General features: G+C 59.2%; 17 protein-coding genes and 5 tRNA genes. 9 read left to right on the forward strand and 13 right to left on the reverse strand.

The genetic code is table 11. The features are described from left to right. Window positions 1–37: 37 nt before the first annotated feature. Window positions 38–886, forward strand: coding sequence for a carboxylating nicotinate-nucleotide diphosphorylase (nadC, locus tag PFEN_RS07110; protein WP_191486198.1), 849 nt, complete (start codon window positions 38–40; stop codon window positions 884–886). A gap of 114 nt (window positions 887–1,000) precedes the next feature. Here nadC and PFEN_RS07115 read toward each other — a convergent pair whose 3' ends face one another. From PFEN_RS07115 to PFEN_RS07135, 6 genes are all read right to left on the reverse strand, one after another. Continuing rightward, window positions 1,001–1,498: a methylated-DNA--[protein]-cysteine S-methyltransferase gene (locus PFEN_RS07115; RefSeq protein WP_191486199.1), complete on the reverse strand. Its 498-nt coding sequence runs from the start codon at window positions 1,496–1,498 to the stop codon at window positions 1,001–1,003. After that, on the reverse strand, window positions 1,495–2,991 hold the full coding sequence (locus PFEN_RS07120) for a DNA-3-methyladenine glycosylase 2 (RefSeq protein WP_191486200.1): 1,497 nt from the start codon (window positions 2,989–2,991) through the stop codon (window positions 1,495–1,497). The genes PFEN_RS07115 and PFEN_RS07120 overlap by 4 nt, the downstream gene beginning before the upstream one ends. A 58-nt stretch (window positions 2,992–3,049) precedes the next feature. Next, window positions 3,050–3,125: transfer RNA gene (locus PFEN_RS07125), tRNA-Thr, on the reverse strand. 39 nt (window positions 3,126–3,164) lie between these two features. Then, entirely contained in the window at window positions 3,165–3,410 is a 246-nt protein-coding gene (locus PFEN_RS30520) for a hypothetical protein (protein ID WP_224770910.1), read from the reverse strand. Further along, window positions 3,407–3,700: a hypothetical protein gene (locus tag PFEN_RS30525; RefSeq protein WP_224770911.1), complete on the reverse strand. Its 294-nt coding sequence runs from the start codon at window positions 3,698–3,700 to the stop codon at window positions 3,407–3,409. The genes PFEN_RS30520 and PFEN_RS30525 overlap by 4 nt, the downstream gene beginning before the upstream one ends. A gap of 353 nt (window positions 3,701–4,053) precedes the next feature. Next, window positions 4,054–4,464 (reverse strand): pilin, encoded by a 411-nt coding sequence (locus PFEN_RS07135; protein WP_191486201.1) that lies wholly within the window; start codon window positions 4,462–4,464, stop codon window positions 4,054–4,056. A gap of 227 nt (window positions 4,465–4,691) precedes the next feature. Between PFEN_RS07135 and pilB the strand changes: the two genes are divergently transcribed. From pilB to yacG, 5 genes are read left to right on the forward strand one after another with little or no spacing between them, the layout of a single operon-like run. Then, window positions 4,692–6,392 (forward strand): type IV-A pilus assembly ATPase PilB, encoded by a 1,701-nt coding sequence (pilB, locus tag PFEN_RS07140; protein ID WP_191486202.1) that lies wholly within the window; start codon window positions 4,692–4,694, stop codon window positions 6,390–6,392. Between the two features lie 3 nt (window positions 6,393–6,395). Further along, window positions 6,396–7,616, forward strand: a complete 1,221-nt coding sequence (locus tag PFEN_RS07145) for a type II secretion system F family protein (protein ID WP_191486203.1) — start codon at window positions 6,396–6,398, stop codon at window positions 7,614–7,616. Window positions 7,617–7,619: 3 nt separating this feature from the next. Continuing rightward, entirely contained in the window at window positions 7,620–8,492 is an 873-nt protein-coding gene (locus PFEN_RS07150) for a prepilin peptidase (protein ID WP_191486204.1), read from the forward strand. After that, window positions 8,489–9,109: a dephospho-CoA kinase gene (gene coaE, locus PFEN_RS07155; protein ID WP_191486205.1), complete on the forward strand. Its 621-nt coding sequence runs from the start codon at window positions 8,489–8,491 to the stop codon at window positions 9,107–9,109. Before PFEN_RS07150 ends, coaE begins: the two co-directional genes overlap by 4 nt. Further along, complete coding sequence (gene yacG / locus PFEN_RS07160; RefSeq protein WP_191486206.1) at window positions 9,109–9,312, forward strand: DNA gyrase inhibitor YacG; 204 nt, start codon at window positions 9,109–9,111, stop codon at window positions 9,310–9,312. The genes coaE and yacG overlap by 1 nt, the downstream gene beginning before the upstream one ends. 11 nt (window positions 9,313–9,323) lie before the next feature. Here yacG and PFEN_RS07165 read toward each other — a convergent pair whose 3' ends face one another. Together PFEN_RS07165 and PFEN_RS07170 are read right to left on the reverse strand one after the other, a co-directional pair. Beyond that, window positions 9,324–9,539, reverse strand: a complete 216-nt coding sequence (locus PFEN_RS07165; RefSeq protein ID WP_191486207.1) for a hypothetical protein — start codon at window positions 9,537–9,539, stop codon at window positions 9,324–9,326. A gap of 62 nt (window positions 9,540–9,601) precedes the next feature. After that, window positions 9,602–10,288: an energy-coupling factor ABC transporter permease gene (locus PFEN_RS07170; RefSeq protein WP_191486208.1), complete on the reverse strand. Its 687-nt coding sequence runs from the start codon at window positions 10,286–10,288 to the stop codon at window positions 9,602–9,604. Between the two features lie 144 nt (window positions 10,289–10,432). Here PFEN_RS07170 and PFEN_RS07175 point away from each other — a divergent pair, with 144 nt between their 5' ends. The 3 genes from PFEN_RS07175 (at window position 10,433) to PFEN_RS07185 (ending at window position 12,665) form a co-directional block, all read left to right on the forward strand. After that, complete coding sequence (locus PFEN_RS07175) at window positions 10,433–11,062, forward strand: DUF1780 domain-containing protein (protein ID WP_191486209.1); 630 nt, start codon at window positions 10,433–10,435, stop codon at window positions 11,060–11,062. A 67-nt stretch (window positions 11,063–11,129) separates the two neighbouring features. Beyond that, a complete protein-coding gene (locus PFEN_RS07180; RefSeq protein ID WP_191486210.1) occupies window positions 11,130–11,303 on the forward strand; it encodes a DUF3094 family protein in 174 nt (57 codons plus the stop codon). Window positions 11,304–11,366: 63 nt separating this feature from the next. Beyond that, a complete protein-coding gene (locus PFEN_RS07185) occupies window positions 11,367–12,665 on the forward strand; it encodes an NAD(P)/FAD-dependent oxidoreductase (protein WP_191486211.1) in 1,299 nt (432 codons plus the stop codon). A gap of 190 nt (window positions 12,666–12,855) precedes the next feature. Here PFEN_RS07185 and PFEN_RS07190 read toward each other — a convergent pair. The 5 genes from PFEN_RS07190 to clpB form a co-directional block, all read right to left on the reverse strand. Next, window positions 12,856–12,932: transfer RNA gene (locus PFEN_RS07190), tRNA-Pro, on the reverse strand. 93 nt (window positions 12,933–13,025) lie between these two features. Next, window positions 13,026–13,101 (reverse strand) — tRNA-Lys (locus PFEN_RS07195). A gap of 5 nt (window positions 13,102–13,106) precedes the next feature. Continuing rightward, window positions 13,107–13,183 (reverse strand) — tRNA-Pro (locus tag PFEN_RS07200). Window positions 13,184–13,192: 9 nt separating this feature from the next. Continuing rightward, window positions 13,193–13,268: transfer RNA gene (locus PFEN_RS07205), tRNA-Asn, on the reverse strand. Window positions 13,269–13,684: 416 nt separating this feature from the next. Then, the gene (clpB, locus tag PFEN_RS07210; protein WP_191486212.1) at window positions 13,685–16,249 is read right to left on the reverse strand and encodes an ATP-dependent chaperone ClpB; all 2,565 of its coding nucleotides are present in this window, start codon (window positions 16,247–16,249) and stop codon (window positions 13,685–13,687) included. Between the last annotated feature and the right edge of the window lie 19 nt (window positions 16,250–16,268).

The following is a 16,268-nucleotide window of genomic DNA, read 5'->3' on the forward strand; positions in this document are numbered from 1 at the left end:
GCTCTATAATCGAGAGACTTTGTTTGTGGAGTCCGTTATGCCGAATCTACGCCTCGCCGATCTGACCGCCGAAATCGAAGCCAACGTGCGCCGTGCGTTGCTCGAAGACATCGGCAGTGGCGACCTCACCGCGCAGTTGATCCCCGCCGAGCGTCTGGCCAAGGCCACCATCATTACCCGCGACGCGGCCACCATTGCCGGTACCGCCTGGGTCAATGCCGTGTTTCGCCAGCTCGACCCGCGGGTGGCCGTGCATTGGCAAGTGCGCGATGGCGAACGGGTGCAGCCGAACCAGCCGCTGTTCCATCTGGAAGGGCCGGCGCGCTCGCTGCTCACGGGTGAACGCAGCGCACTGAACTTCCTGCAACTGCTGTCCGGGGTCGCAAGCCATGCGCGCCATTACGCCGACCAGGTCGCCGATACCGCGGTCAAGCTGCTGGATACCCGCAAGACCTTGCCCGGCCTGCGTCTGGCGCAGAAGTACGCGGTGACCTGCGGCGGTTGTCATAACCACCGGATCGGTTTGTACGATGCCTTCCTGATCAAGGAAAACCATATCGCCGCGTGTGGCGGGATCGCCCAGGCAGTCAGCGCGGCACACAAGATTGCCCCGGGCAAGCCGGTGGAAGTCGAGGTGGAGAGTCTGGACGAGCTCAAGCAAGCGCTGGCGGCGGGGGCGGATATCGTCATGCTCGATGAGCTGAGCCTGGACGACATGCGTGAAGCCGTGCGCCTGAACGCCGGCAAGGCCAAGCTGGAAGCCAGCGGCGGGATCAATGAAAGCACGTTGCGGCCGATTGCCGAGACGGGCGTGGACTACATCTCCATTGGCGCCATGACCAAGGATGTGAAGGCGGTGGACCTGTCGATGCGCTTGAGTCTCTGACAGGAGCAACACCGCCGACCGTGGAGGAGCAAGCTTGCTCGCGATCAGCCGACAGGCTGGTATTTCGAGCATCGCCAGCAAGCCGGCTCCCAACCAGACTGGACGCCCCGCATTTCAGCGCAACGCAAAGCCCCGCGACTCATGCGCCAGCAACCATTGCTTGGCCGCCAGTCCGCCACCGAACCCGGTCAAGCTGCCATTGCTGCCGATCACCCGATGACAGGGCACGATCACCGGCACCGGATTGCGTCCATTGGCCGCCCCGACTGCCCGTGAAGCCTTGGGTCGATTGATCTGCTGGGAAATTTCGCCATAGCTGGCGGTCACCCCGTAGGGAATGGTCAGCAGGGCCTGCCAGACGTCTTTCTGAAAGTCCGTCCCCAACATATTGAGCAGCAGATCGAACTCCATTCGCTCGCCGGCAAAATATTCTGCCAGTTGAGTACGCACTCGCGCCAATTTGTCCGGTGCATGCAGCCAACCCGCCAATGGCGTCTGTGGTCGAGAGTCCAGTTCGAAACGCAGCTCGCGTAGCCCGTTGTCATCGGCCACCAGCATCATGGGGCCGATGGGCGAAGGGATGATGTCGTAGTAAATCCGGTTGGCGATCATTTTTCACTCCTGTGTATCGATTCCGTCTCACTCGCCCCGCGCCACAGGTACATCACCGTATAGGCGCGCCACGGGCGCCAGTCTTCGGCGAGCAACGCCAATGCCTTGGTACTCAAGGGCGGCATGTCCCTGACCACTTCGCGGCGCAGGATCAGGTCCGCCGCCGGGAAGGCATCGGGATGATTGAGGGCGCGCATGGCGATGTAGTGCGCGGTCCATTCGCCAATGCCCGGCAGCGCGACCCAGCTTTTGACGAAATCGTTGAGACGTTGTTCTGTCCGAAAACTCACCCGACCGTCGAGCAAGGCCTGGGCGATTCCTTGAATGGTGGCGGTGCGTGTCCTGATCACGCCGATTGAGCCCAGGTCGGCGTCGACCAGTTGCTCCGGTGCCGGAAACAACCGATCCAGGCCGGGTACCGGCGGCGTCTCCAGGACAGTGCCGAAGCGGCTCAGCAGGCGTGATGCCAGGGTACGGGCCGCCGCCACGCTGACCTGCTGGCCCAACACCGCGCGCACTGAAATCTCAAAACCGTCCCAGCCGCCTGGCAGCCGTTGGCCGGGGTAACGTTCGACCAGAGGTGCAAGCACCGGACTGGCGCCCAGAGTGGCAACGATGGCCTGCGGATCGGCGTCCAGATCGAACATCCGACGAATCCGCGTGACCACCGGCAGCATCTGCCCGGGCGGGACATTGAACAGCTCCAGCTTCAAGGCATGAGCGCCATCCGGCCAGGCGCTGACCTGCAACCAGCTGGGCGACTCGCGGTTACCGAACACGCGTCTATAGCCCTGCTCGTCGACCACTTCGATACCCGGCAAGGCACGACTGCCCAGGAACGCCAGCAGCGCCTTGAAATCGTAGGGTGGTCGATAGCCCAGGCGCAGGACCAGGGCGCTGTTGGCATTGGCCAACGGCTTGCGCCGAAACTCCCGGGGTGGCGCATGGTTGGCCTCGGCAAAGGCCGAGTTGAAACGACGCAGGCTCTGAAAGCCAGAGGCCAACGCCACTTCGGTAATTGGCAGCGCGGTTTCGGTCAGCAGTTGCTTGGCGAACAGCAGGCGCTGGGTGGCATGGACCGCAATGGGCGGCGCGCCGAGGTGTTTGACGAAAAGGCGGCGCAGTTGCCGGGCACCGACATCGAGCCGGGCGGCCAGGTTATCCAGGGACTGTTCGGCGAGAAAGCCTTCGTGGATCAGCTTCAGCCCACGGGATACCAGATGTTCGCCGTGCAGCCAAATATTGTTGCCCGGCGCCAGTTCGGGGCGACAACGCAGGCAGGGGCGAAAGCCCAGGGCCTCGGCGGCGGCGGCACTGGGGTAGTAGCGCACGTTCTCGACCTTGGGCGGACGTGCCGGACAGACCGGACGGCAGTAGATCCGGGTGCTGAGCACTGCGGTGAAAAACACCCCGTCGAAGCGCGCATCGCGACTCAGGCGGGCTTTTTCACAGATATCGGCCGAAGGGAATGAGGAAGCGATTGTCGTGTTCATGGGCAGAGACTAGCACCGGTGGTGGGGCTGTTCTCGCCATTTTCGGACGTGAATGATGTGGTGCCGGAGATAGGAATCGAACCTACGACCTTCGCGTTACGAGTGCGCTGCTCTACCGACTGAGCTACACCGGCGTGGCGCTAAAGCTAACATTCGCCGCTCCGACGGGCAAGTTACTCGGGCTTGATCGCAATCACGCCCTGGGTCCAGAAGCGCGGCTGGAAATGGCCGCCGTACTGCTGCTGATAGAGTTTGTTGCGTTCGTCCAGGTGGGGAAAGTCGCGGATCACCACATAGACCAGGAACAGCACGGCGGCAGCGAGCAGTTGCCAACTGTTCCATCGTCTGCCGGAGCGGCTGAAGATGAACAGTATGCAGGCGACTACGTCCAGCCAAGTGCCGCGAGTATCGTCAGTCACCACGATCTACCACCAGAAACTCGGGAGTGAGAAGCCCCAAACTTGTGGGAGCACTTGGTGGTGGACAGCAGGAGCGGGAGAGTTAAAAGCAGGAGGATGAAGGTCAGGAATTGGCCGTAGAAGCGTTTTTTAGAAAAACCGGAAAGCCTATCTGTGTCCAGCACTGCCCCAATTACAAAGGCAGAATCGTTTAAAATTACAAACTGTAATTTTTTGATCGAGTAAAGCAGCACGACAAACAGTAATAGATAACGATCAACTGTATCACCTGCATCCAACAGTAATGGCATAGGCGATCATGCAGAATACAATTAGCAATAAAAACTCAGCTAGAGCCCATCCTAACTAATAAGACCGCTACGGAAAAATCAAAAAATATCAAACAAAAAAATCGAAAACCAACTATCTACTGCTGAGCTACCAACCTTAAAAAAATACAGCCATCACAACCTAAACAACTTTCTAAGTATCGTGAGATACCGATGCGCTAGCAAAGCAACCATCATCACGAGAAAAATAGAAAACACCTACTTTTACTAGGTATCAACAATTGCACCACAAGCACTACCTTACCACATAGAAGAAGGCCTTTCCTAAATAAGGAAGGCCTTCTTAAGCAAAGAAGCTAAAAAGCCAATATCAATTACTTACAGGAGCCTGGCATCCAGTTTGTCGGAGTACCAACACATGTCCAGTTTGTAATAACTGTGGCATCTGTAGCACTAAAAACTGGCGACATAGTAACGGTCGTATCACCAGCCGACTTAATAGCACCTGTAACGACAATAACACCCGTCGCAGCACCTATGGCCATACCTGTAGCGTATTTAGTAGCAACAAATCCAGTACCACAGGTATCCAAACCTGCTTTACCTTTACTTTGAATTGTTTCAGTTACACACGTCCGAGCACTACTTGCAGCGAGAATCACCTCAGTCGCTTTAGCACGCGAGGTGTAATCCTGATATGCGGGCAAAGCAACTGCCGCTAAAATACCAATAATCGCAACAACAATCATCAGTTCAATCAGTGTAAAGCCCTTTTGAGCATTCATATAGTCTCTCCAACCGTGAGCAAAGGCCCTATGCCTGATATAAACAAAGCACAGCTCGTGCCACCTATCAGCCTATCCACTTTTCACATGATTCAGCTCCCGTAGATCGATCATCGATCTCCCCAAAAGAACATAATTTGACATTTTTTGTCACTTTTGCTTTCCAGATTTTGCACCATCCCCCCGACTACGCTATAAGACTCCAACTGTTTGTGTTTGGTGTTCAAATGAACGATATCGCCCTTTCTGGCTTGGCCAAGCAACTGGTTGCAGCCGAGCTGCTCACTGACAAAAACGCTCAGCAGGCGTATCAGCAAGCCCAACGCAATCGAATTTCCCTGGTCAGCTATGTGGTTCAAAACAAACTGATCAAAAGCCGGCAGGTAGCGGAAATTGCCTCCGAGCACTTCGGCGTAGCCTTGCTTGACCTGGCCTGCCTGGACAAAGAAAGCCAGCCTAAAGGATTGGTCAGCGAGAAGCTGATCCGCCAACACCATGTACTGCCGCTATGGCGTCGCGGCAACAAGCTGTTTGTTGGTATTTCCGACCCAAGCAATCACCAGGCTATTACCGATATCCAGTTCAGTACCGGCCTAACCACCGAAGCCATTCTGGTGGAGGACGACAAACTCAGCGACGCTATCGACAAATTTTTCGACAGCAGCTCCAGCGGCTTTGAGGAAATGGGGGATGTCGACCTCGAAGGGTTGGATATCGAATCGGTTGACGACAAGAAGCAGGAACAGATTGCCGGGCAGGACGCCGACGATGCTCCGGTGGTGCGCTTCGTCAACAAAATGCTTCTGGACGCCATCAAGGGCGGCTCATCCGATCTGCACTTCGAACCCTATGAAAAAATCTACCGGGTTCGCCTGCGTACCGACGGCATTCTGCGTGAAGTCGCCAAACCACCGATTCATCTCGCCAGCCGTATCGCCGCCCGCCTGAAGGTCATGGCGAACCTGGACATATCGGAACGTCGCAAGCCCCAGGACGGCCGGATCAAAATGCGCATTTCGAAGACCAAGGCCATCGACTTCCGGGTCAACACCTTGCCGACGCTGTGGGGCGAAAAGATCGTCATGCGGATTCTCGACCCCTCCAGCGCACAAATGGGTATCGACGCGCTGGGCTACGAGCCGGATCAGAAAGCACTCTATATGGCGGCGCTGAAGCAGCCCCAGGGAATGATCCTGGTCACCGGCCCAACCGGCTCGGGTAAAACCGTCTCGCTCTACACCGGCCTGAATATCCTCAACACTGTGGACATCAACATCTCTACCGCTGAGGACCCGGTGGAAATCAATATGGAAGGCATCAACCAGGTCAACGTCAACCCCAAACAAGGGCTGGACTTTGCCCAGGCCCTTCGCTCCTTCCTGCGACAAGACCCGGATGTGATCATGGTCGGTGAGATCCGCGATCTGGAAACCGCCGAAATCGCCATTAAGGCGGCCCAGACCGGCCACATGGTGCTCTCTACCCTGCACACCAACAGCGCCGCTGAAACCCTGACCCGACTACAGAATATGGGCATCGCCGGTTTTAACATCGCGACATCGGTAAACCTGATCATCGCCCAGCGCCTGGCCCGCAAACTGTGCAACCATTGCAAAAGAGAGATTGATATCCCTGAAGAAGCCCTGCTCAAGGAAGGTTTCCCACAAGAGCGCATTGGCACCTTCAAGATTTATGAGCCGGTCGGCTGCGAGCAATGCAATGGCGGCTATAAAGGTCGCCTTGGGATCTATGAGGTGGTGAAAAACACCCCGGACCTGCAACACTTGATCATGGCCGAGGGAAACTCCTTGGAAATCGCCGCACAAATGCGTAAAGACGGCTTCAACGACCTGCGCACCTCAGGGCTGATAAAGGCCATGCAAGGTGTAACCAGCCTGGAAGAAGTCAACCGAGTCACCAAGGACTAAACAATGGCAACCAAAGCAGCAGTCAAGGTCAGCGTTTACGCTTGGGAGGGCACCGACAAAAGAGGTGCCAAGATGACCGGTGAACTGAGCGGGCACAACCCCGCACTGATCAAGGCACAGTTACGTAAGCAAGGCATCAATCCCGGTAAAGTGCGTAGAAAGAGCAGCTCGATTTTCAGCAAAGGCAAACGCATCAAACCCCTGGATATCGCCCTGTTCACTCGCCAGATGGCAACCATGATGAAGGCCGGTGTACCGCTACTGCAGTCCTTCGACATCATCGGAGAAGGATTCGATAACCCGAACATGCGCAAGCTGGTGGATGACATCAAGCAGGAGGTCGCCGCCGGTAACAGCTTTGCCACGTCCCTGCGCAAAAAACCCGAGTACTTCGACGACCTTTATTGCAATTTGGTGGATGCCGGCGAACAGGCGGGCGCCCTGGAAGGTCTACTGGAACGTGTAGCAACTTATAAAGAAAAAACCGAAGCGTTGAAGGCCAAAATCAAAAAAGCAATGAACTACCCCATTGCAGTAGTTGTGGTAGCAATCATTGTTTCCTCGATACTGCTGATCAAGGTTGTTCCGCAATTCCAGAGTATTTTCTCGAGTTTCGGTGCCCAACTGCCAGCCTTCACACTAATGGTTATCGGCATTTCCCAGGTACTGCAAGACTGGTGGTTGATCTTTGTGGGGGCATTGATTGCCGCCATCTTTGGTTTCAAGTATGCCCGAAAAAACTCCGAACGTTTCCGCAACTGGCTCGACCGCGTCGCCTTAAAACTCCCCATTATTGGCTCTCTGCTCTACAAATCCGCCGTCGCCCGCTACGCTCGCACTCTCTCCACCACCTTTGCAGCTGGCGTGCCACTGGTCGAAGCCCTCGACTCCGTCGCCGGCGCCACCGGCAATATCGTCTTCAAAAACGCTGTCAATCGCATTAAGCAGGACGTCTCCACCGGCATGCAGCTCAACTTCTCGATGCGTGCCACCGGCGTCTTCCCCACCATGGCCATCCAGATGACCGCCATCGGCGAGGAGTCCGGCGCCCTGGACGATATGCTCGACAAGGTTGCCACCTACTACGAAGGCGAAGTCGATAATATGGTCGACAGCCTCACCAGCCTGATGGAACCCATCATCATGGCCGTGCTCGGTGTAATTGTCGGCGGCCTGGTGATCGCCATGTACCTGCCCATCTTCAAGCTTGGCCAAGTGGTTTAACCGATGCCCTTATCCGATTTCCTGGCCAGCAATCCGCTGGCCTTTGTTTTATTCGCCCTGCTCCTCGGCCTGATCGTCGGCAGCTTCCTCAACGTGGTGGTCTGGCGCCTGCCGAAAATGCTCGAACGCGACTGGCGCACCGAGGCCCACGAAGTCCTCGGCCTACCCCAGCCCGCACCCGGCCCGACCTACAATTTGGTGCTGCCCCACTCCCATTGCCCACACTGCAATCACCAAATCCGTGCCTGGGAAAACCTCCCACTGATCAGCTACCTGCTCCTGCGTGGCAAATGCTCCCAATGCAAGGCCCCCATCAGCAAACGCTACCCGCTCACCGAAATGGCCTGCGGCCTGCTCTCGGCCTTTGTCGCCTGGCATTTCGGCTTCGGCTGGCCCGCCGGGCTGATGCTGCTGCTGACCTGGGGCCTGTTGGCGATGAGCCTGATCGACACCGATCACCAGCTCCTGCCTGACGCCCTGGTCCTGCCACTGCTCTGGCTCGGCCTGATCGCCAACCACTTCACCCTCTTCACCAGCCTTGACGATGCCCTGTGGGGCGCCGTGGCCGGTTACCTGAGCCTCTGGTCGGTCTACTGGCTATTCAAGCTGCTCACCGGCAAGGAAGGCATGGGCCACGGCGACTTCAAGCTGCTGGCGATGCTCGGCGCCTGGGGCGGCTGGCAGATCCTGCCGTTGACCATCCTGCTGTCCTCCCTGGTAGGCGCCGTGCTCGGCCTGATTCTGTTGCGCCTGCGCAACGCCCAGACCTCGACACCGATCCCCTTCGGCCCCTATCTGGCGATTGCCGGCTGGATTGCCTTGCTCTGGGGTGGTCAAATAACCGCTTCCTATCTGCAGTTTGCCGGTTTCAAATGAGCACACCTGTTTCGACACCCTGGATTCTCGGCCTCACCGGCGGCATCGGTAGCGGCAAGAGCGCGGCGGCCCAGCACTTCAGCGACCTCGGCATCCACACGGTGGACGCCGATCACGCCGCCCGCTGGGTGGTCGAACCCGGGCGTCCGGCGCTGGCAAAGATCGTCGAACACTTCGGCCCCGGCGTGCTGCAAGCCGACGGCCAACTCGACCGCGCCGCCCTGCGCACGCTGATTTTCGAAGCCCCTGAGCAACGGCGCTGGCTCGAAGCGCTGCTACACCCGTTGATCGGCGCGGAAATCGCCAGCCACCTGGCCCGGGCACAATCGCCCTATGCGATCCTGGTGTCGCCGCTGCTGATCGAATCGGGGCAATACAAGAACACCCAGCGCGTGCTGGTGATCGATGTGCCGCAGGCGCTGCAGATCCAGCGCACCCGGCAACGCGACCAGACCAGCGAACAACAGGTGCAGGCGATCCTCAAGGCCCAGGCCAGTCGCGAAGAGCGCCTGCGCCATGCCGACGATGTGCTGGTCAACGACCGCGACCTGGCCTGGCTGCACAGCGAGGTCGAGCGCCTGCATCACTTTTATCTGACTTTGCGTGGAGGCCACTGATGAGCCAACCCTTGACCGTTGAATGCCCGACCTGCGGCGCCCCCGTGGAATGGACCGCCGCCAACACCTATCGGCCGTTCTGCTCCGACCGTTGCAAACTGATCGACCTCGGCGCCTGGGCCGCGGAGGAACACAAGATTCCCGTCAGCCCCGACGCCGAGGACGATCTGTTCTCCGACGATCTGCCGCCCCGCGCCCATTGATCGCCAGGCGATCAGGGCCGCATAAAGGCGTAGTCCTGGTCGTCATCGAGGTTCTCGGCGAGAAATTGCAGCTCGTCAGCCAGATCCTCGGCACTGCGCACTGCCTTGCTCTGCTGCACCACCGCGCTGAGCAAGGCGCGCAAGCCCAGCCCCGGCTCGAACCCCTCCACTTGCGCATCTTCCAGACTGGCCTGTACCTGCTGACGCGCCCACTCGTACACACTCATGACCTTGCTCCCGGTTTTTTCCGCAGCATGGTCGCCGGGCCGGTCGCTGTAATTGATGCAGATCAACGCGGCCCATCGTCCTTCCATGGCGCCGACAGGTAACGGGTGCGGTTGAAGGTCTCCAACCATTCGGGGCAGAACACCACCAGCGCGCTGACCAACATACCGTTGATAAAAGCCTCGGGAAAAATGATCAGCCACAGGTAACCGACAAAATCCTCCAGCCACTCCGGCAGGGCAAACCGCCCGTCGAACCACAGCAGGCCCAGGCTTGCCAGCAGGCAGAGCAAGGCCGCCAGGGCGGCGGCGAAAAATCCCGAGCAGAAGATATACACAAAGGGATTACGCGGCTGCGCCCGCTCCACCAGCACCGCACAGGTCTCCGTCACCAGCACCGGCAACAGGATCAGCAAGCTGCCGTTGACGCCGAGCGCAGCCAGGTCCTGGCGTCCCAGCAGCACCAGGCCGAGCTGCGCCACCAGCGCGCCGACAATCGCCAGCGGCCAGTCCAGTAGCAGGGTTACCGCCGTCAGGCCGATAAAGTGATAGGACACTCCGGTATCGAAGTCGCGCCGCACCAGCCAGAGCAGGAACAGGGCGAAGACCGTGCCGAACAGCAGGTGCTGGCGGCGACTGTCGGTGAACAGCTCGACCCAGGGCGAACGCCGGATCGCCCAGACCAGCACCGGCAGATAGATCAGCCAACCGATGACCAGGCTGGCGGGCGACAACAGTTGCGCGCCGATCATAAAGACATCCCCACCCTCCACGAACCCGATGACAGTGCCTGCCGGCTTGAGGACTACAGTCTACACCGCCGCTTACGGCGCACCGTGCCGAGAAAATTTTCCCCGGACTTCCAGAGGTTACGGTTTCAACGCTAAGCTTGGGCCATGGACGACTCGGATTTTTTACGCTTGCTGACCATCCAGGCCGAGCAAGCCAACACGTTTCTTTCCAATGCCCGCAAATGGGAGCGTGAGCGTTGGGTCTGCCAGCGCCTGCTGCAAGGGCTGAACATTCCCTATCGCGCGGAAGACTTCCACCCCGCCGGGCAGGAGCCGCCGGACGTGCTGTTTCGCGATGCCTGCTTCGAGGTGTTCTTCGTTCTCGATGAAGGCCGACGCCTCAACGATGAGTGGCGCGAAGAGCTGCAACGCCGACGCAGCGCCTTTTCCCTGAGCCAACTGGTACGCCGCGAAGCCAAGCCCAGGCGTATTCCCGCCTCCGAGCTGTTGCAGCGGCTGGCCCCGACCCTGCGCAAGAAAGCCCACAACTACAAGGAGCGCGGACTGGACCTGAGCGAGTTGGACCTGATCGCCTTCGCCAGCCTCAAGCGCGAAGTGCTGGACCTCAACAGCCACTTCCCGCCGCCGACCGAATACCTGCGCCAGGGCTGGCGCTCGCTGTCGCTGGTGGGGCCGACGTTCGCCCGGGTACTGTTCGCCCACCTCGACGCACCGGACTTCCTGCGCGGCAATCTGGGGCGCAGCATTGTTTTCGACGTCGGCATCAGCTTGTAAGCCCATGGCGCAATCGCCGCGCCAGTGATACAAAGCAGGCTAATGACGTCTACCTGACGAGGCTCTTATGACCAGCCGCCTGAACCCCGACGACCAGCAGCATGTCGATCAGTACCTGCAGCTCCCCCAACACCAGGTCGAGCGCCGGCCTTTCCGGCCGTGGATGCTCCTGACCGTGGTGCTGGCCGTGGTCATCGGCCTGGGCCTGTTGAGCCGCCTCCTGAGTTACCTGGTGCTATGAGCCGCCTCGCGCTCGCCCGGATAACGCAGGCACAGATTTCCTTTAGCCTTGCGAGATATCCCCATGAACCATCGTATCGTGATCGTCGGCGGCGGCGCCGGCGGCCTGGAGTTGGCGACCCGCCTGGGTAAGACCCTGGGTAAGCGTGGCACGGCCAGCATCATGCTGGTCGACACGAACCTGACCCATATCTGGAAACCCCTGTTGCATGAAGTGGCGGCCGGCTCCCTCAACTCTTCGGCCGACGAGCTCAACTATGTCGCCCAGGCGAAATGGAACCACTTCGAGTTCCAGCTGGGGCGCATGAGTGGGCTCGATCGCGAACAGAAAAAGATCCAGTTGGCCGCCACCTACGACGAACATGGCGTCGAGTTGCTGCCGGCCCGCGAATTGGGCTACGACTCGCTGGTAATCGCGGTGGGCAGTACCACCAATGATTTCGGCACCGAGGGCGCGGCGCAACACTGCCTGTTCCTCGATACCCGCAAACAGGCCGAGCGCTTCCACCAGCAGTTGCTCAACCACTACCTGCGCGCCCATGCCGGGCAAACCGATGCGCTCGAGCAGATCAGCGTGGCAATCGTCGGCGCCGGTGCCACCGGCGTGGAGCTGGCGGCCGAGCTGCATAACGCCGCCCATGAGCTGGCGGCCTACGGCCTGGACCGAATCAAGCCGGAGAACATGCACATCACCCTGATCGAGGCCGGCCCACGGGTATTGCCGGCATTGCCGGAGCGCATCGGCGGACCGGTGCACAAGACCCTGGAAAAACTCGGGGTCCGGGTCATGACCAATGCGGCGGTGAGCGAAGTGACCGCGGAAAACCTGGTGACCGCCGATGGCCAGGTGATTGCGGCGAGTCTCAAGGTCTGGGCGGCGGGGATTCGCGCACCGGGCTTTCTCAAGAACATCGACGGCCTGGAAACCAACCGGATCAATCAGCTCCAGGTGTTGCCGACGCTGCAGACCACCCGCGACGAGAATATTTTTGCCTTCGGCGATTGCGCGGCCTGCCCGCAGCCGGGTAGCGAGCGCAATGTACCGCCACGGGCACAAGCCGCGCATCAACAGGCGTCATTGTTGGCCAAGTCGCTGAAACTGCGCCTGGAAGGCAAGACCTTGCCGGAGTATCGCTATACCGATTACGGTTCGCTGATTTCTCTGTCGCGGTTCTCCGCCATCGGCAACCTGATGGGCAACCTCACCGGCAGCGTGATGCTGGAAGGCTGGCTGGCGCGGATGTTTTATATCTCGCTGTACCGGATGCACCAGATGGCGCTGTATGGCACCTTCCGCACCTTGATGCTGATGCTCGGTAGCCGGATCGGACGCGGGACCGATCCACGCTTGAAGCTGCACTGATAGCGGGCCTGCCATAGTAGGAGCGAGCTTGCTCGCGATGGTCGTTAACGATAACGCGTGTTCAGCAAGCAAACGCGGCGCTCTTGAGTCCATTGCGAGCAAGCTCGCTCCTACAGTCCAGGGCGCTCAAAAGCCTTGAGTAAAATACGGGCAAAAAAAAGCACCCTGACGGGTGCTTTTTTTCTGAAGATGGTCGGGGTAAGGGGATTCGAACTCCTGACATCCTGCTCCCAAAGCAGGCGCGCTACCGGACTGCGCTATACCCCGGTAAAAAAAAGGCACCCGTTACAGGCGCCTTCTGCGAACAGGGCTTTTGGCCTCTGTTCTTAAGATTCGATTCCAGCAAGCTGGTCTCAAAAATGGTGGGTCGTGTGGGATTCGAACCTACGACCAATTGGTTAAAAGCCAACTGCTCTACCAACTGAGCTAACGACCCAAAAATGGTCGGGGTAAGGGGATTCGAACTCCTGACATCCTGCTCCCAAAGCAGGCGCGCTACCGGACTGCGCTATACCCCGATTTGAAATTGGCTCCGTGACCAGGACTCGAACCTGGGACCCAATGATTAACAGTCATTTGCTCTACCGACTGAGCTATCACGGAACTACATATTTCAAGTTACAACCTTTACCGCAGACTTCCATCGCTGAAAGCTTCCTCAACCAGGCTTTTGCATCGCTGCGTTCGCTTGTCTGAGGCGCGCCATTCTACAACTTTGGAAACCCCTGTCAACCCCTTAAATTGCTTTCAAGACAATGATTTGCAATCTTTTTTCTGGAATTCCCTTGTGGGAGAAATCCGAGGGGTGACGTACTGCGGGGCGCACTTTACAAGCCTTTGTCCTTGAGTTCAACGCCCCGGTGAAAAAAAGCCCTCGAAAATGCCATGCCCTTTGTAGGAGCCAGCTTGCTGGCGACGGACGCAAGAGCAGCGCGGTGATCCAGATTCTCCGCGTAATCGTTGACGTCCATCGCCAGCAAGCTGGCGCCTACAGGGGGATCGTGTAGATCCCCGGGGACTCAGGCGAACACGATCTCGTCGTTGACCACCGTGGCCTTCACACTCGCTCCCGGCAGGAACTGCCCGGACAGGATCAGTTGCGCCAACGGGTTCTCGATCCAGCGCTGGATCGCACGCTTGAGCGGCCGCGCGCCATACACCGGGTCGTAACCCACCGCGATCAGCTTGTCCAAGGCCTCGTCGCTCAGTTCCAGCTTCAACTCACGCTCGGTCAGACGACTGCGCAGGCGCCCCAACTGGATCTCGGTGATACCGGCGATCTGATCGCGCGCCAAGGGCTCGAAAATCACCACTTCGTCGATCCGGTTGATGAACTCCGGCCGGAAATGCGTACTCACCGCATCCATGACCGCCGCCCGCTGCGCTTCGCGATCCCCCACCAGCTCCTGGATCTGCACCGAGCCCAGGTTGGAGGTCATCACGATCACCGTGTTGCGGAAGTCCACGGTTCGCCCATGGCTGTCCGTCAGGCGACCGTCTTCCAGCACTTGCAGGAGGACGTTGAAGACATCCGGGTGGGCCTTCTCGACCTCGTCCAGGAGGATCACCGAGTATGGCTTACGCCGCACCGCCTCGGTCAGGTAACCGCCCTCCTCGTAGCCGACATAGCCCGGTGGCGCCCCGATCAGACGCGCCACGGAGTGTTTCTCCATGAACTCCGACATGTCGATGCGCACCATGGCTTCCTCGGTGTCGAAGAGGAATTCGGCCAGCGCCTTGCACAGCTCGGTCTTGCCCACGCCGGTCGGGCCGAGGAACATGAAGGAGCCGCTCGGCCGGTTCGGATCGGACAAGCCGGCCCGCGAACGCCGTACCGCGTTGGCGACCGCCACCACCGCCTCGTTCTGACCGATCACACGCTGGTGCAGCAGACTTTCCATCTTCAACAATTTGTCGCGCTCGCCTTCAAGCATCTTGGACACCGGAATACCGGTCCACTTCGACACCACCTCGGCGATTTCCTCTTCGGTCACCTTGCTGCGCAGCAACTGGTTCTCGCTGTGACCGTGCTGGTCGACCATCTGCAGGCTGCGCTCCAGGTCTGGAATCACGCCATATTGCAGCTCGGCCATGCGATTGAGGTCGCCCTTGCGCCGAGCCGTTTCCAGCTCCTGGCGCGACTGTTCGATTTTCTGCTGGATCTGCGCCGAGCCCTGCACTTCGGCTTTTTCGGAGGTCCAGACCTCTTCCAGGTCGGCGTACTCGCGTTCCAACCGGACAATTTCTTCCTGGAGTTTTTCCAGGCGTTTTTTCGCCGCCTCGTCGTCCTCTTTCTTCAAGGCCTGGGATTCGACCTTGAGTTGGATCAGACGCCGCTCCAGACGATCGAGCACCTCCGGCTTGGAGTCGATTTCCATACGGATACGGCTGGCGGCCTCGTCGATCAGGTCGATGGCTTTGTCCGGCAACTGGCGGTCGGTGATGTAGCGATGACTGAGCTTGGCCGCGGCAATGATCGCACCGTCGGTGATCGCCACCTTGTGGTGCACTTCATAACGCTCTTTCAGGCCCCGGAGGATGGCAATGGTGTCCTCTTCGCTCGGCTCGTCCACCAGCACCTTCTGGAAGCGCCGCTCAAGGGCCGCATCCTTCTCTATATATTGGCGATATTCATTGAGCGTGGTTGCGCCGACGCAGTGCAACTCGCCACGGGCCAAGGCCGGCTTGAGCATGTTGCCGGCATCCATCGAGCCTTCGCCCTTGCCGGCACCGACCATGGTATGCAGTTCGTCGATAAACAGAATGATCTGCCCTTCCTGCTTCGACAGCTCGTTGAGCAGCGACTTCAGGCGTTCCTCGAACTCCCCGCGATACTTGGCGCCGGCAATCAGCGAGCCCATGTCGAGGGACAACAGACGCTTGCCCTTCAGGCCATCCGGCACCTCGCCATTGATGATGCGCTGAGCCAGGCCCTCGGCGATGGCGGTCTTGCCCACGCCGGGTTCGCCGATCAGTACCGGATTGTTCTTGGTCCGCCGTTGCAGCACCTGGATCGTGCGGCGGATTTCGTCGTCACGGCCGATCACCGGATCGAGCTTGCCCTCTTCGGCGCGCTTGGTCAGGTCGACGGTGTATTTGTCCAGGGCCTGGCGCGACTCCTCGGCGTTGGGATCATTGACCGCCTCGCCGCCGCGCAGGTTGTTGATGGCATTCTCCAGGGCCTTCTTGCTCACGCCCTGGCCGAGCAGCAACTTGCCCAGCTTGCTGCTCTCGTCCATGGCGGCGAGCAACACCAGCTCACTGGAGATGAACTGGTCGCCCTTTTGCTGGGCCAGGCGATCAGCCTGGTTGAGCAGGCGCGCCAGATCCTGGGACATGTTCACGTCGCCGGTGGGGTTCTGGATTTTCGGCAAGCGATCAAGCTCCTTGCTCAATTCCTTGCGCAGGCTGTTGATGTCGAAGCCGACCTGCAACAGCAAGGGCTTGATCGAGCCGCCCTGCTGCTCCAGCAGCGCCTGCATCAAGTGCGCGGGCTCAATGCCCGGATGATCGTGGCCGACCGCCAGGGATTGGGCATCAGACAACGCCAACTGCAACTTGCTGGTTAAACGATCTATACGCATGAGTCACCTTCCTTTGGAG

It is taken from the genome of Pseudomonas sp. FEN, assembly GCF_904067045.1.
Taxonomy (GTDB): Bacteria; Pseudomonadota; Gammaproteobacteria; order Pseudomonadales; family Pseudomonadaceae; genus Aquipseudomonas.